Source organism: Streptomyces canus (assembly GCF_030815415.1).
GTDB classification, from domain to species: Bacteria; Actinomycetota; Actinomycetes; order Streptomycetales; family Streptomycetaceae; genus Streptomyces; species Streptomyces canus_F.
Genome location: NZ_JAUSWW010000001.1, coordinates 313332 through 333122, shown reverse-complemented (window position 1 = coordinate 333122; position 19791 = coordinate 313332). Strand labels below are relative to the sequence as shown.

Annotated in this window: 18 protein-coding genes and 7 pseudogenes; 16 read left to right on the top strand and 9 right to left on the bottom strand. The window is 67.7% G+C overall.

The genetic code is table 11. The features are described from left to right. Window positions 1-33 precede the first annotated feature (33 nt). Window positions 34-216, top strand: a complete 183-nt coding sequence (locus QF037_RS01550; RefSeq protein WP_307021034.1) for a hypothetical protein — start codon at window positions 34-36, stop codon at window positions 214-216. Here the strand turns inward: QF037_RS01550 and QF037_RS01545 are convergent. Beyond that, window positions 186-670, bottom strand: a pseudogene (locus QF037_RS01545) (transposase); the annotation flags it as partial. The gene QF037_RS01550 and the pseudogene QF037_RS01545 overlap by 31 nt on opposite strands. Before the next feature lie 366 nt (window positions 671-1036). Between QF037_RS01545 and QF037_RS01540 the strand changes: the two are divergent. Then, window positions 1037-2278, top strand: a complete 1242-nt coding sequence (locus tag QF037_RS01540) for an IS110 family transposase (protein ID WP_307036930.1) — start codon at window positions 1037-1039, stop codon at window positions 2276-2278. 6 nt (window positions 2279-2284) lie between these two features. On the opposite strand, the pseudogene QF037_RS01535 reads toward QF037_RS01540, so the two are convergent. From QF037_RS01535 to QF037_RS01520, 4 genes and pseudogenes are all read right to left on the bottom strand, one after another. Next, window positions 2285-2646, bottom strand: a pseudogene (locus QF037_RS01535) (transposase); the annotation flags it as partial. A 109-nt stretch (window positions 2647-2755) separates the two neighbouring features. Then, window positions 2756-3185 (bottom strand): annotated as a pseudogene (locus QF037_RS01530) (RacP protein). Between the two features lie 3 nt (window positions 3186-3188). After that, window positions 3189-3338 (bottom strand): annotated as a pseudogene (locus QF037_RS01525) (DUF6192 family protein); the annotation flags it as partial. Between the two features lie 18 nt (window positions 3339-3356). Continuing rightward, window positions 3357-4685, bottom strand: a complete 1329-nt coding sequence (locus tag QF037_RS01520) for a HEAT repeat domain-containing protein (RefSeq protein WP_307021032.1) — start codon at window positions 4683-4685, stop codon at window positions 3357-3359. A gap of 54 nt (window positions 4686-4739) precedes the next feature. On the opposite strand from QF037_RS01520, the gene QF037_RS01515 reads away from it, so the two are divergent. The 6 genes from QF037_RS01515 (at window position 4740) to QF037_RS01490 (ending at window position 8296) form a co-directional block, all read left to right on the top strand. Next, on the top strand, window positions 4740-5000 hold the full coding sequence (locus QF037_RS01515; RefSeq protein ID WP_307021030.1) for a hypothetical protein: 261 nt from the start codon (window positions 4740-4742) through the stop codon (window positions 4998-5000). A 178-nt stretch (window positions 5001-5178) separates the two neighbouring features. Next, window positions 5179-6054, top strand: a complete 876-nt coding sequence (locus QF037_RS01510; RefSeq protein ID WP_307021028.1) for a hypothetical protein — start codon at window positions 5179-5181, stop codon at window positions 6052-6054. Between the two features lie 901 nt (window positions 6055-6955). Then, window positions 6956-7417, top strand: a complete 462-nt coding sequence (locus tag QF037_RS01505) for a hypothetical protein (protein ID WP_307021026.1) — start codon at window positions 6956-6958, stop codon at window positions 7415-7417. Further along, window positions 7408-7746 (top strand): AbfB domain-containing protein, encoded by a 339-nt coding sequence (locus QF037_RS01500; RefSeq protein ID WP_307021025.1) that lies wholly within the window; start codon window positions 7408-7410, stop codon window positions 7744-7746. Before QF037_RS01505 ends, QF037_RS01500 begins: the two co-directional genes overlap by 10 nt. Before the next feature lie 203 nt (window positions 7747-7949). After that, window positions 7950-8081, top strand: a complete 132-nt coding sequence (locus QF037_RS01495; protein WP_307021023.1) for a hypothetical protein — start codon at window positions 7950-7952, stop codon at window positions 8079-8081. Between the two features lie 101 nt (window positions 8082-8182). Then, the gene (locus QF037_RS01490) at window positions 8183-8296 is read left to right on the top strand and encodes a family 1 glycosylhydrolase (RefSeq protein WP_307021020.1); all 114 of its coding nucleotides are present in this window, start codon (window positions 8183-8185) and stop codon (window positions 8294-8296) included. Between the two features lie 85 nt (window positions 8297-8381). Here the strand turns inward: QF037_RS01490 and QF037_RS01485 are convergent, their stop codons facing one another. Together QF037_RS01485 and QF037_RS01480 are read right to left on the bottom strand one after the other, a co-directional pair. Next, a complete protein-coding gene (locus QF037_RS01485) occupies window positions 8382-8639 on the bottom strand; it encodes an integrase core domain-containing protein (protein WP_307021018.1) in 258 nt (85 codons plus the stop codon). 337 nt (window positions 8640-8976) lie between these two features. After that, window positions 8977-9399: a hypothetical protein gene (locus tag QF037_RS01480; RefSeq protein WP_307021017.1), complete on the bottom strand. Its 423-nt coding sequence runs from the start codon at window positions 9397-9399 to the stop codon at window positions 8977-8979. Between QF037_RS01480 and QF037_RS01475 the strand changes: the two genes are divergently transcribed. Both QF037_RS01475 and QF037_RS01470 read left to right on the top strand, forming a co-directional pair. Continuing rightward, window positions 9376-9747 carry a hypothetical protein gene (locus QF037_RS01475; protein ID WP_307021015.1) on the top strand — a complete coding sequence of 124 codons (372 nt, stop codon included), beginning with the start codon at window positions 9376-9378 and terminating at the stop codon, window positions 9745-9747. The genes QF037_RS01480 and QF037_RS01475 overlap by 24 nt on opposite strands. 90 nt (window positions 9748-9837) lie before the next feature. Further along, window positions 9838-11211, top strand: a complete 1374-nt coding sequence (locus QF037_RS01470) for an RHS repeat-associated core domain-containing protein (protein ID WP_307021013.1) — start codon at window positions 9838-9840, stop codon at window positions 11209-11211. Here QF037_RS01470 and QF037_RS01465 read toward each other — a convergent pair. After that, window positions 11108-11572, bottom strand: coding sequence for an FMN-binding protein (locus QF037_RS01465; protein ID WP_307021009.1), 465 nt, complete (start codon window positions 11570-11572; stop codon window positions 11108-11110). The two genes, QF037_RS01470 and QF037_RS01465, sit on opposite strands and share 104 nt — an antisense overlap. 7 nt (window positions 11573-11579) lie before the next feature. Further along, complete coding sequence (locus tag QF037_RS01460) at window positions 11580-12464, bottom strand: transposase (protein ID WP_307021007.1); 885 nt, start codon at window positions 12462-12464, stop codon at window positions 11580-11582. 353 nt (window positions 12465-12817) lie between these two features. Here QF037_RS01460 and QF037_RS01455 point away from each other — a divergent pair, with 353 nt between their 5' ends. The 6 genes and pseudogenes from QF037_RS01455 to QF037_RS51400 form a co-directional block, all read left to right on the top strand. Further along, the gene (locus QF037_RS01455; RefSeq protein WP_307021005.1) at window positions 12818-13318 is read left to right on the top strand and encodes a peptidoglycan-binding domain-containing protein; all 501 of its coding nucleotides are present in this window, start codon (window positions 12818-12820) and stop codon (window positions 13316-13318) included. A 486-nt stretch (window positions 13319-13804) separates the two neighbouring features. Next, on the top strand, window positions 13805-15001 hold the full coding sequence (locus QF037_RS01450; RefSeq protein ID WP_307036927.1) for an IS110 family transposase: 1197 nt from the start codon (window positions 13805-13807) through the stop codon (window positions 14999-15001). Between the two features lie 47 nt (window positions 15002-15048). Continuing rightward, window positions 15049-16344 (top strand): annotated as a pseudogene (locus tag QF037_RS01445) (ISAs1 family transposase). A 507-nt stretch (window positions 16345-16851) separates the two neighbouring features. After that, on the top strand, window positions 16852-17697 hold the full coding sequence (locus QF037_RS01440) for an LLM class flavin-dependent oxidoreductase (RefSeq protein WP_307021003.1): 846 nt from the start codon (window positions 16852-16854) through the stop codon (window positions 17695-17697). A gap of 68 nt (window positions 17698-17765) precedes the next feature. Beyond that, window positions 17766-18457 (top strand): annotated as a pseudogene (locus QF037_RS01435) (IS5 family transposase); the annotation flags it as partial. 703 nt (window positions 18458-19160) lie between these two features. Then, a pseudogene (locus tag QF037_RS51400) lies at window positions 19161-19283 on the top strand (IS5/IS1182 family transposase); the annotation flags it as partial. Window positions 19284-19791: the final 508 nt, after the last annotated feature.

The following is a 19791-nucleotide window of genomic DNA, read 5'->3' as shown; positions in this document are numbered from 1 at the left end:
GCAGGGAACGCAGTCGCCCTTCGGTTCGTCCGCGTGACCGCTGACGAACCGAAGGGTGACCGCTGGCTCGACTCGGGCATCTCCGCGACGCGCAAGGTTCTCTGGATGTGGGCGCTACGTCTCCTGGAGAGGAGGCCGTACGCGGACAAGACCGGCGGCCCACCTCGTCAGCACGGTCACACCGTCCGGACGGTGGTGAGGGCCGACACCGATTGATCAGTCCCGTTGCGCTTCGCGGGAGGCCGACTGCCCGCTCCTGCGAGACGCTCGGCGGGTGATTCGCCTGGTAACGAGCATGATCGCGGCCCAGGTGATCAACGACTCCGTGCTGGATGAGCCGTTCGTAGTCGCGGGCGTGTCGGCGGGCGTGCATACCCCAGGCGTGGGAGCGTTTGACGACCCAGCGCCGGGGCAGGACGACGAACCCGGGAGTGTTCTTCGGGCGGCTGACGGTCTTGATCGTCAGGCTCAGATATGTCTTCGCCCAGCTCACGAGCTGTCCGGCATAGGCGGAGTCGGCCCAGACGATGGTGATCTCGGGGTGCATCAGCCGCAGCCGGAAGAGCACTTCCTTCGCCGCGTTGCGGTCGGTCATGTCGGCCGGGGTGACCATGACGAATAAGGGCAGGCCCTTGGTGTCCACGACCAGGTGCCGTTTGCGGCCGTTGATCTAATGGGCGGTAGCTGAGCCCGGTGAAGCACCTTCTCGATGCTGACCGCCGGCGTCAGCACAACGTCCACCGACGATCGGGGCCATGAGCCCTCAAAGAAGACTGACGTGTGCTGACGCTCGCCGTCGGCATCGAGAGCAAACACTTGATCACCGATGATGATCGTGGTCCAAGCCCCCTGCGGGGACTAACTCTTACGTGCTCGGGAGCCACCAGCTCCGATCAAGACCGAGGGCCCCGCAGGTCGCTGGGGTCATGAACGGCTAATCGGATGTCGGGCCATCGAGCCCTTCCATTAGAGAGACGCATGCCCTGCACGGCTGTGACCAGCCACAACACAGGTTCGATGAGAAAGCGTGAGACGAGTGAGAGCGTTCTGCGGCATCGACTGGGCCAGCGACCACCACGACATAGCCATCGTCGACGAAACGGGTTCACTGCTGGCCCGGGCTCGCATCGATGACTCCGCGGAGGGGCTCGACCAGTTGCTTCAGATGCTCGCCGAGCACGGCGACAGTCTGAAGGACCCCATTCCGGTGGCCATTGAGACCTCCCGCGGTCTTCTGGTTGCTTGCCTTCGGGCAACCGGCCGCCCCGTCTACGCCATCAACCCGATGGCCGCCGCACGGTACCGGGACCGTCACACGGTCTCCCGGAAGAAGTCCGACCACCTGGACGCCATGGTCCTGGCGAACATTCTCCGCACCGACGCCGCCGCTCACCGCATGCTTCCCGCCGACTCGGAGGTGGCCCAGGCCGTCGCGGTCCTTGCCCGCGCACAGCAGGACGCCGTCTGGGACCGAACCCAGGCCGGCAACAAGCTGACCTCCCACCTGCGCGAGTACTTCCCCAGCTACCTGGCCGCCGTCGGGAACCGCCGCGAGGGCATCTATCACCCCATAGCCCGGGCTCTCCTGGCTGCGGCGCCGACTCCGTGCCAAGCGGCCAAACTGACCAGGACGCAGCTGCGAGCCGTGCTGAAGAAGGCCGGCCGCAAGAACACCATCGACAGAGAGGTCGAGCGTCTGCACAGCGCACTTCGCGCACCGCAGATGCGCCACCTTCCCCTGGTCGAGGAGGCCATGGGACGCCAGGCCCTCGCGCTGCTCCGGCAGTTGGAGGCCGCCTGCACGAGCGCCGATGATCTTGCCGAAGCCGCGGTGCAGGCGTTCGAGGCACATGCTGACGCCGAGATCATCACCAGCTTCCCAGGGCTGGGCCCGCTCAGCGGGGCTCGGGTTCTGGCCGAGATCGGCGACGACAGGAATCGGTTCGCCGACGCCAGAGGGCTGAAGGCGTACGCAGGTTCCGCCCCGGTGACCCGGGCCTCCGGCAAAAGCGTGTCCGTCGCGGCCCGCAGAGTGAAGAACCAGCGCCTGGCCGGAGTCGGCTACATGTGGGCCTTCTCCGCGATGGCCCATTCAGACGGAGCGCGGGCTCACTACGACCGCCGACGTGAGGCCGGAGACCGGCACACGGCCGCCCAGAGGAACCTCTTCAACCGAATGATCGGCTGCCTCCACCACTGCCTGACTCACCGCGTCCCGTTCAACGAGGCCGTAGCCTTTCCGACCCCGCGAGAACCTCGACTTGCCCTCACAGCTTGACATGTTCTTCGCATCGGATGTCTTCTTGCCGGCATCGTAGCCGCGGGAGTCCTTCCCGACAGTGTCGGCGGCCTTCACCGACTGGGAGTCGATGACGGTGGCCACTGCCCCGCGCGCCGGGCCCATCTCTCGGCGGATGCGCTTACGGAGCTGGTCGCGCATCTGTCCGACGATGCCAGCGGCGGCCCAGCGGCCATGAACCCGTAACAGGTCCGCCAGGGCGGAAAGTCCCTGGGCAAGGCCCGCCACTTGCAGCCGGTGTCGACGACATAGCGGATGGCGTCCACGATCTCCCGGCGCGGGTGCTTCTCCGGGCGGCCGCCGGTGCGGTTCTCGCAGGCCGGCGTCGGCAGCAGGGGTTCGATCAGCGCCCACTCGTCGTCTCAGGTGTCCGAGGGGTAGCAGCGTCGCCGCGGCAACGGTCTCTCCTCCCTCAGGACGGGGTGGGACCGGCCGCGAAGGGGTTGGTCCCACCAGTCAGGCGCCGGTGTACTCGGCGATGACGTCGAGCGTGGACTCGACCGAGTTGAGCTGGGTGTTGAGGTGTTTGATCCACCGTCCCTTCGGCTGGAGAGCGGCGTGCGGTGCGACGGTCCCGGTGATGAAGCGGCGAATCTCGGTGAGCTTGCCGCGGATGATCGCGACCTCGTATGCCTGGAGCTCGGTGGGGTCGGCGCAGAACTTGTAGCCGTCCGGCCTGGTCCAGATCAGCGGCGGCCAGCCGCGTTCGGTGATGGTGTCCCGCAGACAGGCCAGGCCCGAGCGGGTCTGGTGGGGCGACAGTTCGCTGGATCTGACCAGCTGAGGGAAGGTCAGCCCGGCCGGCCGGGCTTCGAAGAGCACGAACCGAAACGGTGTCGGCGTGCCGCTGGGCCGTCGGCGATCTGCGCTCGGAGGCACAGGGCATCGGCTATTCACCCTGCAAGAGCCGGGCCAGCTCGCCGTCGATGTCGACCCTGCCGGTGTCGACGGCCGTCTCGATCCAGTCCAGCGTCGCCCGCACACGGGCGACGTTCTCGTGCACGATGGTCCGCTCGTCATCACCGAGCTGGCGAGCTGACCATGATGGCAGGCAAGCTCAGTGATTGCGGAATGGTTCCCAGGGGTCGGGGAGGGGGGCGGTGGGGTCCTCGCCTTCGGTGGACAGGCCGACGTAGGCGCGTAGGGCGGGGCGGGTGCCGGGGAGGCCGTACTGGGTGAACTGCTTGTGGAGGTCTGAGCCGAACGGCACAGGTTGGAAGTCCGCGGCGGTCAGCAGCTCGGCCAGGACCTTCAGCAGCTTCTGGCGTCCTGGGGAGAGCTCGGTGAACACCGGTACGGCATCCGTGGGTTCGAACAGGGCGTCCAGCAGGTTCTCGGCGCGGTCTGCCAGCGGGTGGGGCACGACGCCGGTCTTCTCGATACGAGGCAGGGCGCGGACGATGTCCAGAAGGACTCCGTCCGGGTCCTCGGCGGCGCCCATCAGGTGCAGCAGGCTGCGGACGGTGTAGCTGTGCAGGTCGCCACCGTGGTGGGCGGTAGCGGACTCGGGGGCCGGCCCGGCGCCGAAGGCCGCCAGCTCAGCGGCGATGCGCTCCGCCGACGGCAGGCCAGTCGCGGCGGCCGGGAGCGCGACCAGCAAGCGGGTCAGGGCGGTGGCGGCGGCCCAGCGCGGCAAGGGGTGCTCGTGGTTGAGATGGTGCCGGAGTCGGCCGTCCGGGTCGTGGTCGGCGAGCAGCCCGACCGCGATGAGGACCGTGGCGAAGCAGAAGGGGTCCCGCTCGCCGTCGAGACAGGCCAGCAACGGGGGCAGGGTGGCGTCGGCCTCCTCGGGGAACCAGCCGAGGAGGTACGCGGTCTTTGTGCGTATCTCCGAGTCCCGGTCGCCGAGCAGTTCGAGCAGGACAGGAAGCTGAGCGCGGACCGCGTCGTAGGAACGCAGTGCGCCCTCGCGGGAGTCGACGGGGTGCCCGGCCGCACAGTACGCCCGTCCCTCGCGCAAGCTCTTCAGCTGCTCCTCGTCGGTCTCGGCGGCGATCTGCTCGTCGTACCAGCGCAGATATTCTTCTGGGCTGATGGCCGCGGCGCGCCACGCGGCGGTGTTGATGCCGAGCGGGAGGCTGTACTCATCGTGCCAATCAACGGCCAGACGGGTCAGCAGCATAAGCGCGTTAGCCCGAGCGGCGGCCGGGCATGCGACAGCGATTCGGGCGAGGAACGGCACGGCGTATGGAGAGGCCGAGTACCGGGTGCCCTGGTGGAAGATATTGCTGAACAGGCTACGGAAGGCTTTCTCCCGGGCCTCCTGGTCCGGCCCGCACACCGCCCGGAGCTGGCCGGGCAGGTCCTCGGCGCTGCCATAGGCGTGCCCCAGGGCTGCCCAGTCGATGTCGTCCAGCCCTGCCAAGAGATCGTCGGATCGCTTCATGATCCGTATGCTCGCAGGGACCACTGACACCGATCCCGCAGACGAGTTGTCTCCTTGAGCGGTCAGTACGAGATCAGCGGCGTCGTCACGACCGGCGACGACGAACGCGAACGCGGCACCGCAGACGCCGCGCCCCTGCGTATCGACGGCAGCCGCGGTACCTGGGAAGCGATCGAGGAACTCTGGCTCGCCGGTGAACTCACCGACGACGAGTTCGAGGACCACTTCATCGACGACGTCATCGTCGAGGACATCGGCGAAGGCACCGATGGTCGGCAGTTCACCGGCGCCTCGTACTCCGTCGAACTCCGGTAGCAAACGGCACGAGCAGCCGAACCACCCGCCGCAACAGGGGGGTCCACACCACGTCCATTACCCAGAACGGCGGAGGTTACCGCGGATACCGGCGCGCCCCGCAGCATGGCAGCTCCACGCGAACGTCGGACGCGACGACACCTTGATCCTTTCGCTTCCGAGCCTGTTGAATCAGGAGATGACTGAGACCGCTGTTGACCTTGGCACCGTTAACGCGCCCTCCGGGATGCTCGTGCTGGGGATGGCGGGCTGGATCGACTACTGGCCGCAGGTCGGGGGGCCACTGTCCGAGCGGGCCCGGGCCGCAATAGCCGGCGGCGGCGGTCACCTGCACGGACCTGAAGGCACCGAGCCATCCGCTTGGATGTGCGAGGCGATCGCCGTAGCAGCAGCCGCCGACCGGCCCTTGCAGGTTCGAGCCCGGACCTCAGCCTCACCCTTCGACGGGGAACCGACGATCGCCGTCCTGGAGGTAGAGCTCGGCCTGCCCTGGCCCGGCCCCGGTGCCGGCGAACCCCTGCAGCTCGGAGACCTGCCGGTCGACCGGTGTGGCATGGTCCTCGGCGACGCCCGGGCGCTGGACGGGTTCACCGGCCTGGACGGCCAGTCCACCGACGGCCTGGCGGACGTCACCTACTGGGGCAAGTACGAAGACACCGTCCATGCCCAGTTCGGCGGCGACCGCATCCCGCAGCACTCCAGCGGACACGGCCCGCGCGGATGGCTCGACCTCCCGTTGGACGAGGCAGAAGCTGTCGCCGAACGGCTCCGGACCTGGACACGCGAAGGACCCGGCAACGGCCTGATGGTCGCCGTCGACGCCCACACCGACTTCCACCGATTCACCAGGGCCGGATGGAGCCACCCACTGCTCGCGGGCACCATCGAACTCGACGCCTGCCAAGTCCTCGGTCTCGGCTGGGATCCCGGGGATCACTCCATGCGTCACCGCGGAGAGCGGGCCTACGGTCAGGTCTACCCCGTAACCCTCGAAGCCCGCGCCGGCGAAGCGGTACTGCGCTGGACCATCCCGCCATACGAGCCTGGCCGGTGAACCGCTGCGACTGGAAGCGCGCCAGAAGAACACAGTTGAGCGGGATGGTTCGGCGCGGCGCACTCGCCCGATGAGCCACAGCACGCAGCCGGGCCGCTGGAACGGGCCCTCGTACAGGGCCGACGTCGCCAAGCTCATCTCCGTCAGCCGCGCACCGGCCATCACATCCGTCATCCTCGAACGATCTTGCAGGACCTACTCGTCGCCTTCCTGACTCTGGGCTCTCGACGGGAGCTGGCCATATGAGGTCGATGAGCCAGGGCGGACAACCTGTTCCAGGTCGCGCGAGAACTGGTCCCCGCTGCCACCTGCCATCCACTGTGCCCACTGGCGCGTCGCGCCCGCGGCCCAGTCCGCCACCTGGAGCTGCGGGTGGTCCTTGCTGTCCGCGAACTCAATAGCGCCCATGAAGGGACGCATGAACTCGCCCGGCCGTGCGGGGTCAGGGGGGAAGTGCACGGCGTGCAGGCGGGTGGTGTTGCGGTCGACTACCTTCGATGCGTCGTGCACAAGGCGGAACTTGCCCAGGGTCTGGCCGAACGTAGTGACGAGGCAGTAAAGGCTTGGGTGCGGCTCTTCTGCAGTGAGCTGGTGATGCCGTGGGTTGCGCCGCCCACCCCGCAGGCAGCGCAGGATCGTTGACCGGTACGGCGCGCATCGGCTCGGACAGCGACCGGTTGGACGGCAAAGTCGCAGGCATGGTCGACGTCTTCCACCACCGGCGCTCGCTTCGGCCCCTGCTCGCCCGGACGGGCGACGGTTCTCCAAGGAGCGCACCGATTCCACGCTTCCGACGCGAAGCGGGATATCTGCAGCTGAAAGTGGGTGGAGACAAAGGGTCGCACGAGATTCGACGCTTTCGACCAAGCGGCTGTAGAAAGTCCACGCCGAACGGCAGCGTGTGTTTGCCGTCGGCGCGAGCGGCAACGCGCAGTACATGAGCCAATCGAACAGTGACGCGAATCAAGATTCCAAGGCCAACCAGAGCGCTGCTAAGGCCCGGCAGGCCACGGCAAAGGCGACTGCCCCTGCTGCGAAGGCGGCGGACAAGACGGCCGAGGCGTCAGGTGACGTGGCCTCAGCAGCCGTGGACGCGGCTGAGCGTACAGCCGGAACGGGCGCTGCGATCGTGAACAGTACGGCCGAACGTGTCCAAGCCGGCCGTCAGGTCGTCATCGACGCCTCGGGACAGGCCGCGGCCGTGGCCAAGACGGCGTGGACGGTGATCGCCCATCGCAAGGTTCTCGCCGCTGGTGTGGGCGTGGGTTTGTCGGTGCTGGGTGCCACGTCCTACCTGGCGGGTCGGCGCGCGGGCCACCGCGCGCACGGTCCGATCACCCGTCTGACCGGCGGGTGGATCTGAGGCGAGATGCGAGTCCCGTGACTCGGCGAGCCCGTCATGCACCTGGGCGACCCAACGAGCGTGCCGCCGACGCGACTTGTCCGGCATCGCCGCGCTCTACGGCTGCCCTGACCAGACGCCGGACAGGCTCTGGAGTTGACCTCCGAGGGCGCGCCGGCCTGTCCGACTGTTCTTGCGTGTTGTTCGAGTCCGCGAACGCGTATGGGCGGTATCTGCGCCATGTCGATTACACCGTCCACATCACCAGCGACGGTAGTTCGAACGTGGGGGACGCCGCGTCCAAGTGGGACGACGACACCAGCTGGGTCATCACTCAGTCCTGGGCCTGACGCACCGGCTGGAAGCCGCCGCAGCAGCACTCGCCGCGGCGGCTTCCGAGTGGTGGGGCCTGCCTCAGCGTGTCCGCAGCCGAGCGTTCCGCTCGGCACGTCTGCGCTGCACCGTCCGGCTGCGTCGCGCGGCCACCATCCGCAGTACCTCATCGAGACACCGCCGAGATCACCGACTGGTCGTTCGTCAGGTCGAGCTCCACGTGGCGGATGGGCCGCACACCGCGACGGGCTGGAACATCGACCTCGACGGACTCGAACAGCTCCTCCTGGACCTGCACGCCCGGTGCCCCGGGCAGCCGCTGGTCATCACCGAGAACGGGAGCGGCCTTTGAGGACCATGTCACCGTCGGTCCCAACTGCACCCACGCCGTGCACGACCCCGAGCGCGTCGACTGCATCCGTCGCCAGCCCACCGCCGCCCACCGGGCACTTCGTGTGGTCGCCGATGGACAACTACGAGTGGGGCGATGGCTGTTCCAAGCGTTTCGGCGTCGTCCACGTGGGCTACGAGACCCAGCGCCGCACGCTGAAGGACCGCGCGTTGTAGTGCCCGAAACTGGTGAGGAAGCTGAACGCTGTCTGTTCTGAGAAGTGAGCTGCCCTGAGTTTCGTACCGGCCGATCTTGTGTGTTTCAGGTGGCGTTCGGAGCGAATAGAGAACGGTAGTAGGCCGCCTCGAACTCTTCGGGTGGGAGGTAGTCGAGTGTGGAGTGCAGGCGCTCGGTGTTGTACCAGCCGACCCACTGCACGACGGCGCGTTCGACCTGGTCAGCGTCCCGCCAAGGACCTTGATCTGTCCCGTGTCCCTCGGTGTCATGCCCGCCGCTCCTTGAGGTTCGGTTCGTACGGACTACGTGCGTGGTGTCCAACAGGGCAAGGAGCTTGAGCACGATGGCGTGGCGCCCGCAGGCTCAGGCACGGATCGCGGCGGTAGGTGGCGCATGCCACCGCGATCACGGGCCTCAGGCGGGATCGTCGTCTGACGCCGGTTTTTCCTGCGTGCCCTTGTCGCGGGCATGGAGCTCGCGCATCCGACGGTGAACGGCCTCGCGCAGGCTTTCTCCGCGGGGCCGGTCGGAGCAGGAGCATCGGGGGAGGGCCCGCCGGCGGTGAGCCGAGCAATGAGCTCATGCAGTTGATCAGCGCGGCTTTTGCCGGTCTTCTCATCGTCAGGCATTGGGGCGCCCTCCCTATGAGGTGGGCTGATCGGTCTGGTTGTCCATTGTGCTACGCGCCGCCTTCCCAGGTGCCCTCGACGACCGGCTGGGCCTGTAGCTGCTCGATGCGGCTGCGCCATCCGTTGGGCCGTGACGCAGTGGACCGCTTGACCGCGGCGGTCAGGGAGCGGGCGGCGCTGAAGCGTTCGGACTGTGGGCCGCTGTTGGCGATGCGGGAGATGGTCCCGGTGCGGGAGTCGATGGCTGCTCGGAGGCTGCCGGCGCGGGCGGTGAGCCGGCCCAGGTCGACGAATTCGGGCTCGTCGGTGCCGAACCAGACCTGCTGCCACCAGTGGTCGCTGACCGGGTCGTGCCAGCTGATGTAGCCGCCGGGCAGGATCTTGCGCGGGCCGTCCAGCTTGCCGGTGAAGCTGTAGCGCACCCCGGGGGCGGCGACCGGGTCGTAGAAGTGCGGGGTGAAGAAGTCCGACACCGCCCCGAGGCACTGACCTCGCCCTGGCAGACCTACATCAGGAGCACCGACTACGACCCCTACGGCCTGCTGACCGGCCGCTCCTACGGCAGCCCGTCAAACAGCGACACCAACCGTGGTGTTACCGCGCACCGTGACTACAGCTACTACTACGCAGGCGGCACACGGTGGCTGAGCGGCATCACCACCACCGTCAACGCCGGCCTGGTCACCACCGAAAGACAGCAGGACCTCTACACCCACGACCGCGACGGCAAGATCCTCAAGATATGGGAGCAGGCAAGCGGCCAGACCGCACATTCGCAGTGCTTCCGCTACGACGACCAGGCCCGCCTGATCACCTCCTAAACCCGCGCCGAGGTCAGCGGCTGCTCTCTGTACACCGCCTCCGACTTCACCGGCCAAGACCCTTACGAGACGGACTACAACTACGACCGCATGGGCAACCTGCAGTCCGTCACAGACTCCGACGGCGCCGGCAGCGCCACCACCCGCGACTACCTCTACCCCGGCTACGACGACGCCGGCACCTGGACCACCGCCAACGCCGCCCGCCCACGCGCCATCCGCAAGATCAACACCATCACCGCGGGCACCACCACCGCGACCGAGAACCTCACCTACGACAACGCCGGCCAGATGACCCAGCGCATCGCCCCTGGCAAGACCACCGACTACACCTGGACCAAGCTTGGTCAGCTAGCCACGGCCAAGACCACCACGTCCGACGGCAGCGAACTGACCCGCTATGCCTACGCCGCCGACGGTAACCTCCTGGTCCGCACCGCCGCCGATGAAAGCGTGGCGTCCATCGGCGGCATGGAACTACGCACCACCGACGACGGCGAAACCGTGACGGCAACCCGCTACTACACCAGCGGCGCCACGACGGTGGCCATGCGCACCACCCAAGGCACGACCGCCACCAACGGCAAGGTCACCTTCCTCATGGGTGACACCCAGGCCTTCACTCAACTCGCCGTCGACACCACTACCGGCGCCACCACCCGCCGCCGCTACACGCCCTTCGGTGATGAACGCAACGGCACCCTGCCCACCGGCACCGACCACGGCTTCCTCGGCAAAACCGAAGACACCAGCACCGGCCTGTCTCTTCTCGGCGCCCGCGCCTACGATCCCGAACTCGGCCGCTTCCTCAGCCCCGACCCCCTCAGCACCCCGCACGACCCACAGAACCTCTCTGCGTACAGTTACAGCGGCAACGACCCCATCAACTACTCCGACCCGTCCGGACTGATCAGGCTGAACCCCGACGGAACACAATGCAGCGACGGTTGGACCGAATGCGGCCCCAGCGACAACAGCCTCGGCGGCAGTGGCGAGAGCAGCGATAGCGGTGGCAGCAACGTGCAGAGCGGTGGATGCGATGCGGCCTGTCTGAAGGCACTCCAAGCGCTGAAGAACCAGTTCAAGGGCGGTCTGTACAAGGCCCTCGCCGTCGAACTGCAGAGATATGTGATGGCCCTGGGCGGGAACACCAATCCGTGCCAGGAGGGAGCATCCGTCACCTCTGGGCCCGCCGCGGTCTGCGCCGACCTCATGGGCGTCGGTTCGACGAAGGACAGGAACGGGCGGCTCGGCGTGCGGCCCTCTGCCACCCAGCTTGGTCTGCTGTCGGCGCTGAAGGTTCCGCCCGCAGATCGAGGTGTCGCGAAGCGCGGGTCCTGGTCGACGGCGAAGACAGGTGTCAGCGGCTCGCGGAGTCCAGCGCCGACTGCATCGACTGGCGGTAGCCCTCGCTGGTGTACGTGGCGCCGGAGACGGTGTCGATGTCGGCGCTCTGGGCGGTGAGCGCCTCTCTGGTCAGCTGCGGGATGGCGTAGGCGTTGATCTGCTGGTCCCTCGGGTTCTCCTGAGGGTAGGTGATCGCGGTGACGTCGGTGAGTGTCCCGTTCTTCAGGGTGACGCGGACCTGGACGGGGCCGTAGCGGGTCTGGACCGAGGCCCCTGTGCGGGTCCGGGTGCCCGTGGCCGAGCCACTCGAGCCGCTTGTTCCGCTCGAAGTGCTGGACGGCGCGGGAACGGTGGCGACCTCGGCGACAGTCGGCGTCGTGTGCGGCTTCAGCGATAGCAGCAGCACCATCCCGGAGACGGTCGCGGCACCTGCCAGCACGATGCGGCGCAGCGGACGGTTCTTCCTCAACGTGTGCAAGACGGCCTCACAGCTCGAAGGACTCGTGGTGGATACGGCGGTCCGGAACCCCGGCGGTGCGCAGCGCCTCGTACAGGTCCCGTGCGAATTCGTGCGGGCCGCACAGGTACACGTCGTGGGCGTCCAGGTCGGGCACCGTCGCGCGCAGGGAGGGTGCCGTGAGGTCGGGGCGCCGGCCGTCCGGCCCGTTGAGTGCGTACAGCACCTTCGCCCCGCGCCACCGTGCGACGGCCTCCAGTTCGCCGCCCAGCCGGGTGGTGAAGGTGACGTTGACGGGCAGGTCGCGCAGGGATTTGCCGTGATAGGCGGCGTCCGCGACGACGTGCAGGCGTCGGCCGTGGTGGCAGGCGGCCAGGAAGCGGAGCATCGAGGCGGCGATGTCGACCTTGGACTGCTCCTGCCCCGGTCGCCACAGCCGGGCCATCACCGGCAGACACACCGGCCGGGCCAGCACGGGGAGTTCGACGACCAGGCCGACCACGACGAAGCAGGTCCCCTGCCCGACCGGCTTGGGCCCCTGGGCGGCACCGTCGTGCTGCCAGGCTGCACCGAACACCTTCTTCCCGCGCCGCTTGAACAGTGTGTCGTCCACCGCCACGGTCAGCACCGCGCCCTCGGCAAGGAGCTGGCGAACGATCAGGTGGGACAGGGAGATGCCCAGGATGTCCGCGTTCCAGCGGGCCCGGGAGAAGAAGGCGTGCGCCCGGTCATGGGACCACAGCCGCGTCAAACCGGCGCCGCCGAGCATCCCGGTCACCGTGGACCGGCCGGTCTGCGCGATCAGCCCGGTGACCAGCGCGGCGAACGTACGGAACGTCGGAGTCGTGAAGCTGCCCCTGACCAACTCCAGGACAGCAAGCAGCGAAGTGGGTAGGGTCGGATCCGGAACCATCGGCGGGTCCCCTCCCCGGAGTTGGCGTAAGCACCGCCGATGCTTCTCTGCTGCCCGCCGCCAACGCGGCCCAACGGCCCCACATCACCCACCCGAGCGACCCCACGACGATCAACGAAAACGTCGAAAGTCGAGAGACGGTGCACGACTGACAAAATTCCCTGCACGGACGACAAAATCCGAAGCCCACGACGACCCTAATGTTCATGGGCGAGGTCGCCGCCCCTGGGTCTCTCGCAACTGGCCGCGGGGCAACGACGCCGAGGCCCATACATGCCTCCCGACAGGACGCTCGGTCGCTCAGGCGTCGTGCTTCCCGGGTCCCTTCCCCCTACAGATAGGAACGCCTCAGCATGCGCACCACCCACCGCCTCCGCACCCTGCTCGCCGCGCTCGCCGTCACGATCGGCGGCCTGAGCGTCGTCACACTCGCCAGCGGGCCCGCTGCGGCCGCAGCGAGCACGCCATGCAGCGACACGACGATCAGGACGCGCATCGCCAACACTTTGATCATCGTCCCCAGGATCCGGGCCGGGGTCACGACCTGCTACGTGCAGCAGGGGATGAGCGGCGACTATGTCTACACCCTGCAGATAAACATCCTCGTCTGCTACTCAGGGACGCCCGCCGCAACCTATATCAAGAACAGTGGCGGCGCTGACGGCGTCTACGGCGCCGGCACCCGAGATGCGTTCAAGTGGATCCAGAAAAACGTGTGGGGCCTCACTGGGAGCAACGTCGACGGCGTCTACGGCCCCTACGCCCGCGACCACATGCGCTTTGCGCTGTGGTACCACGACACGAACCTCAACCCCACCACCACCACAGGTGGTTGCTCCAGATACACGGGGTGATGCGCCTCCCGCCTAGGGCATGGCCATGCCGTTGTGCCGCAGCAAGGACTCCACCAAGGGCTCGGGGAACGGCTGACCGATGGCCTGCTCGGCCACGGCAATTGCCGAGCACTCCGCCGGGGGGCCAAGAGCAGTAAACGTACGAGGCGTGTGCGGCAGGGCCCCCCGGCGTGTGCCCGGATCGCCCCGGCTTGGAGTGGTTGATCGCGGCAGCGGGCGCGCCCCGGAAGCAGGTGAACACGGCACCTGTGGATCATGGAGTCCTACCTTTCTTGATGTGGGTCTGAGCTGGTCATTCGTAAGATCGGCGGGGCCCAGGGGTTCCGGGTATGGCTGTCATGGAGTCGCCGCTGGATGGCTCAGAGAACTTGGCCGCCCGGAACCCCGCGACGACTCGACCGCTAATTGGGAGACGCGACGCGATCGCTTTGTAGGACAACGTCGGCGAGGTCGTCTGCTGGGTTGGTGTACGACGAGCTGACGGAGGTGGCTGTGCCCGAGATCTGGGCCGGAGTGGACATCGGCAAGGAACATCACCACTGCGTGGTGATCGACGCCCAGGGCAAGCGACTGCTGTCGCGTCGGATTCCGAACGACGAGGCTGAACTGCTCCAGCTCATCGCTGACGTACTGGAGCTGTCGCGGGATGTGCTGTGGGCGGTGGACATCAACCACGGCGGGGCCGCGCTCCTGCTCGGTCTGCTGGTCAGCCACGACCAGCGCATCACCTACATCACCGGCCTAGCCATCCACCGCGCCTCGGCCGGCTACCGAGGCCAGGCCAAGACCGACGCGAAGGACGCCTTCGTCATCGCCGACCAGGCGCGCATGCGCACCGACCTCGGTGTCCTGCGGCCCGGCGACGAAATATCGGTCGACCTGCGCACTCTGGTTACCCGCCGCACCGATTTGGTCTGCGACCGGACCCGGCAGATTAACCGGCTGCGCGCCCAACTCCTGGAAATCTTCCCTGCGTTGGAACGCGCATTGGACTTGACGAAGAAGGGGCCGGTCCTGTTGTTGACCGGTTACCAGACCCCGGCCGCGATCCGTCGCGCTGGTGCTTCCCGGATCGCGACGTGGCTGAAGAACCGCAAGGTCCGCAACAGCGCGGCCCTGGCCCGGACCGTCGTGGAGGCCGCCGAGGCCCAGTTCACCGCACTGCCCGGCCAGAAACTCGCGGCCATCATGGTGGCCCGTCTGGCGAAGGGGGTGATGGCCCTCGATGAGGAGATCGCCGAGCTCGAAGCCCTGATCGAGGCCCGGTTTCTCGAGCACCCGCACGCCGAGGTGATCCAGAGCCTGCCCGGCATGGGCACCATGCTGAGCGCGGAGTTCCTCGCTGCGACCGGTGGCGACATGGATACCTTCGGCACGGCCGACCGCCTGGCCGGCTACGCCGGCCTCGCACCCGTCCCCCGCGACTCCGGACGCGTCAGCGGCAACCTCCACCGTCCACGCCGCTACCACCGCGGCCTGCTCCGCGCCTTCTACCTCTCGGCCTTCGCCAGCCTGCGGAACTGTCCGGCCTCGAAGCAGTTTTACGAGCGCAAGCGGGCCGAGGGCAAGGGGCACAAGCAGGCGCTGCTGGCGCTCGCCCGTCGCCGGGCCAACGTCCTGTGGGCCATGATTCGCGACGGAGCGTGCTACCAAGCCACACCACCAGTCACGGCAGCGGCTTGACAACGTCATTGGGAAGTTCTCTACGCTTCAAGATCCACGAAGGTGCCGTGTTCGTCCCTCCATCATCTCCTGTCGCTGTTCTCGCGCCTCGCGCACCCCGCCTGGAGGCCCTCGGCGAGGCTGTCGCACAGGTCCAAGTCCGTTGTCTGGTCGCCGAGGTCGAGTCGGTCACCGACCCGCGAGGGGCTTGCGGGGTGCGTTACCGGATCTCCTCGCTGTTGGCCCTGGTGGTCTGCGCGATGACTGCGGCGGGCCACGACTCGATCACCGCGGCGGCGGAGTGGTGCCGGCGTGCGACGCCGCAGGAGCTTGCCGCCCTTTGGCCTGCCCTATCACCCGTTGCTGGGCCGCTACCGAGTCCCGAGTGAGAAGACCCTGCGCAGCGTCCTGGGGCGTCTGGATCCCGGTGAGATCGGCGCGGCCGGCTACGACTACCTCCGACCCCTGCTGTCCACGCAGCCCCCTCGGCCGGATCCGGTGATGCCCGGCGGCGGAATCGAGCGCGAACAGCGCCGGGCCCATCGGATGGCCACCCGCGCCGAGCCAGTGAGGTCCAGGCGCCGGGCGATCGCGGTGGACGGCAAGTGCCTGCGTGGCGCGAAGCGACCGGACGGCAGCCGGGTCTTCGTGCTGTCCGCGGACCGCCACGGCGACGGCGTCACGCTCGCCTCGCGCGAGATCGGCGCGAAGACCAACGAGATCCCCGAGTTCGCACCCCTGCTCGACCAGATCGACGACACAGGTCTCGCGGGGACCGTCGTCACCGCCGATGCCCTCCACTCCCAACGGGACCACGCCACCTACCTGCACGAACGCGGCGCCCACTACCTGCTGACAATCAAGAACAACCAGCGGGGCCAGCCCGCCAACTCCATGCCCTGCCCTGGAAGAACATCCCCGTGATCCACCGCGACGACACGCGAGGGCACGGCCGCCACGAGCAACGGATCGTCCAGGTCGTCACCGTCGCGGGCCTGCTCTTTCCGTACGCGGCCCAGGTCCTGCGGATCCAGCGCCGTCGCCGCCTCTACGGAGCGAAGAAGTGGTCCAGCGAGACCGTCTACGCCATCACGGACCTGACCGCCGAAGAAGCGAACGCGGCCGAGATCGCGTCTTGGGCTCGCGGGCACTGGACGGTGGAAAACACCGTCCACTGGGTCCGAGATGTTGTCTTCGGAGAAGACAAGTCCCAGGTCAGAACCCACAATGCGCCCGCCGTACTCGCTGCCGTCCGCGACCTAATCCGCAGCGCACTCAAGCTCGCCGGATACGTCAACACCGCCGCCGGACGCCGAGCCCACACCGACCGCCTCCGCGTCCTCACCCTCTACGGCATCACATGATCAAACCGGACGAGTCAGGCAAAGGCCGGGGCCCTGACGGTCGGATCCGGAGGCATCGGCGGGTCCCCTCCCCGGAGGTGGCGTAAGCACCGCCGATGCTTCTCTGCTGCCCGCCGCCAACGCGGCCCAACGGCCCCACATCACCCACCCGAGCGACCCCACGACGATCAACGAAAACGTCGAAAGTCGAGGTGTCTGCCACGCCGAGAATTCTGAGGCACGGGACGGGGCGCGAGCCAGCTTTTATCAGCTGAGCCGACCCGGGTGCGGCGCCTCTCGCGCGCAGTCCTGGCCGATGGTGCGGAAGCGGTTCCAGACGTCCTGTCTGTGACTGCTGGGGGCTGGACAAAATTGGCTTGTCCCACGAGCACAGCCCGCCCTAGGGTCAGACCACTTCGATGAGACGTTCCCCAGAAGCACGCCGCAGAGCGGGAGCGTCCCACCTCGCTGAGGTGCCGGAGGGGCGGCAGCCGTCTTTGTCGACCCTTCCTTTCGGAGGTCTCCTTCATGAACGTCGGTATCGGCCTGCCCATCGGCGACCCGACCACCCTGCTCACCTGGGCCCGGCGCGCTGACGCCGGGCCCTTCAGCACGCTCGGCCTGCTGGACCGGCTCGTCTACCACAACCCCGAACCGCTGGTCGCGCTCGCCATCCTCGCGGGCGCTACCACTCGCATCCGCGTCCAGACCGAGGTGCTGCTCGCCCCGTTGCGCGATACGGTCCTCCTCGCCAAGCAGGCCGCCACCTTGGACCGGATGGCCGGTGGCCGCCTGGTCCTCGGCCTGGGCATCGGCGGCCGGGACGACGACCACCAGGTCACGGGCATCGACAAGCGCACCCGAGGCCGACGCCTCGACGAGCAGATGGCGGTGATGCGCCGCCTCTGGTCCGGCGGGCCGTACGGCGACGGCGTCGGGCCGATCGGCCCCGCGCCGGCCCGGCCCGGCGGCCCCGAAGTGCTCTTCGGTGGCTTCAAGCCCGTCGCGCTCGAACGCGTTGCTCGCTGGGGGGACGGCTTCCTCGCCGCCGCGGCGCCCTCGTGGGCGGGCGGCCTGTTCGACACCGTCCGCACCTTCTGGAAGGAGTACGGTCGCGACGGCGAACCGCGCATTGTCGCGCAGGTCAACGTCGCCCTCGGCCCTCAAGACGTGATCGACGACGCGCAGGCCAACATGCACGCGTACTACACCTTCACCGGCACGCCCGACCGGATGGTCGCCGGGTTGCTTACCACGCCCACCGAGATCCGCGACGCGATCGCCCGCTTCGCCGACCTCGGTGCCGACGAGGTCATGCTCTACTGCTACGGCCTTGACCCGAGCCAGGTAGACCGTCTCACCGACGTCCTGTGAGGCTTACTGGCTCTAACAAAAGCGGTTTGATCATGTGACGGTCTGCTTGATCGCTCGTTGATGTGGGCATGGGGAAGCGTCAGTCGCGACCGTGGATCGTGTCGGATGAACTGTGGTCGCTCACCGAGCCGTTGCTGCCCGAGCCGCCCCTGAAGCAGGCCGAGGGCAGACCGCGAGTGCCCGGCCGCCAGGCCTTGTGCGGGATCTTGTTCGTCCTGCATACCGGCATCCAGTGGGAGTGCCTCCCGCAGGAACTGGGCTTCGGCTCGGGCATGACGTGCTGGAGGCGCCTGGCGGCCTGGAACGAGGCCGGCGTCTGGGACCAGCTGCACCAGCTGCTGCTGAACAAGCTGCACTCGAAGAATCAGCTGGACTGGTCGCGGGCGGTGATCGATTCCTCCCATGTCCGGGCCGCGCGCAGGGGCCCAAAAGCGGGCCCAGCCCGGTCGACCGCGCACGCCCGGGCAGCAAGCACCACATCATTACCGACGGCCAGGGGATCCCGCTCGCGGTGTCTTTGACCGGCGGAAACCGCAACGATGTCACCCAACTGCTGCCCCTGTTGGACAAGATCCCGGCAGTGGCCGGAGCTGTCGGCCGGCCGCGCAGACGGCCGGACATGCTCTTCGCTGACCGCGGCTACGACCACGACAAGTACCGCCAGCTTCTTCGGCAGCGCGGCATCAGGCCCGCGATCGCCGAGCGTGGCCAGCCGCACGGGACAGGACTGGGCACCTTCCGCTGGGTCGTTGAGCGGACGATGTGCGCCACGAGGCGCTCTGTTTGTATCCCCGGTTCAGCCGGGAGGAACTCGGAAGGAGGTTCCTGGGCCTGATGACTTACCTGGATCCGAAAGGTGAAGGGACAACAGCATGTCAGGAAACCAGCGACCGGGCTCAGTTGTCGGAGACGGGGTGCTGGGAGGCCCGCGCGACATGGCGAAGACTGGATTGTTTGAAGCCCAATCTCCAGCAGATGCAAGTTCTCATCCGCCGGAAGGACAGCTGAAACCGGCGCCGCACCCTGCACGGGGTTCGATCGTGCTCCCGTGCACCTCCGGGGTGCGGAGCGATGCCCAGCGAGGGCATTCAAGGAGACGAGTGGGACGCCTACCTCGCGCTAGAACGTACGGACAGAGACGAACGTGGGATCGCCTACGGGACGCGAGTTCCAGGGCGACGGAGGCCCCGTAGTAGTCGCCGGATTAACGACCGGCCGGGGAGGACGGGAAAGCCGTCCACAGGGCGAAGGGGGCCAGGTGACTCGGACACACCAGACCCGGGAGGTATGCGAAATGCAGATCGCCGCAACGGCGCTGTGTGTCCTGCGCGAGCAGCCTGAACCGCTCACGCTGTAGTCACTGGAGAGCCGGATGACGGGAAACCGTCACGTCCGGTTCGGCGGGAGGCCGCGCGGAACAGGACCTGCCACGGCAGGTACCTCACCGCGCGGCCGACCCATCCTCCTGGCTGCATGGCTTCCGCCGCTTACGGATCCGCTGGGAACGACGCGACGACATCCACGAGGCCTTCCTCGGACTTGCCGTCTGCCTGGTCACCCACCGGCACGTCCAGAGGCTTTGTTAGGGCCAATAATCCGGGGCGCGAAGCCGTCCCCGGATCTGGCATGCTGGCCCCGTGAACAACAAGATCAGAAAGGACGATGCCGCGTAATCGGCCGTCCCAAGTCCGCGCCTCCGGACGTCACCCGAGGCGGCAGGCGCATGAAACACCAACGCCTGGGTTGCCCCGTGGCTCCGGCAAGCTTGCCGGAGCGGTCGCCCGCCTCGAACACGATCGCCTCTGGCCTGGGGCGATAGCCCAGGCCATGCAGCAGTGGTCACGAACAGCCCATCGCCCCAGCCGAGCTCTGTCTGGCGGTTGCGGTTGCCCTTTGTGCAACCCCTTCTACACAACCGACGAGCGGGAAGTCCTGGAAGCGGCCATGCGCGCTCTTCCACCACAGGCGGCGCGTGAGCTGCGGCGTCTGGTGAAACCGCTCGACGACCTCTACATCGCCAAAACTTGGCCCGACCCGTTCACCTCGCCCAACGACGGATGGTGGGCAAGACGCTGTTGGGGATAGACCTGCGTC

Coding starts and splice junctions, on each gene's coding strand:
- QF037_RS01520 (WP_307021032.1), bottom strand. CDS start 4,685: ATGAAGCGATCCGACGATCTCTTGGCAGGGCTGGACGACATCGACTGG.
- QF037_RS01510 (WP_307021028.1), top strand. CDS start 5,179: ATGACTGAGACCGCTGTTGACCTTGGCACCGTTAACGCGCCCTCCGGG.
- QF037_RS01470 (WP_307021013.1), top strand. CDS start 9,838: ATGGGCAACCTGCAGTCCGTCACAGACTCCGACGGCGCCGGCAGCGCC.
- QF037_RS01460 (WP_307021007.1), bottom strand. CDS start 12,464: ATGGTTCCGGATCCGACCCTACCCACTTCGCTGCTTGCTGTCCTGGAG.
- QF037_RS01455 (WP_307021005.1), top strand. CDS start 12,818: ATGCGCACCACCCACCGCCTCCGCACCCTGCTCGCCGCGCTCGCCGTC.
- QF037_RS01440 (WP_307021003.1), top strand. CDS start 16,852: ATGAACGTCGGTATCGGCCTGCCCATCGGCGACCCGACCACCCTGCTC.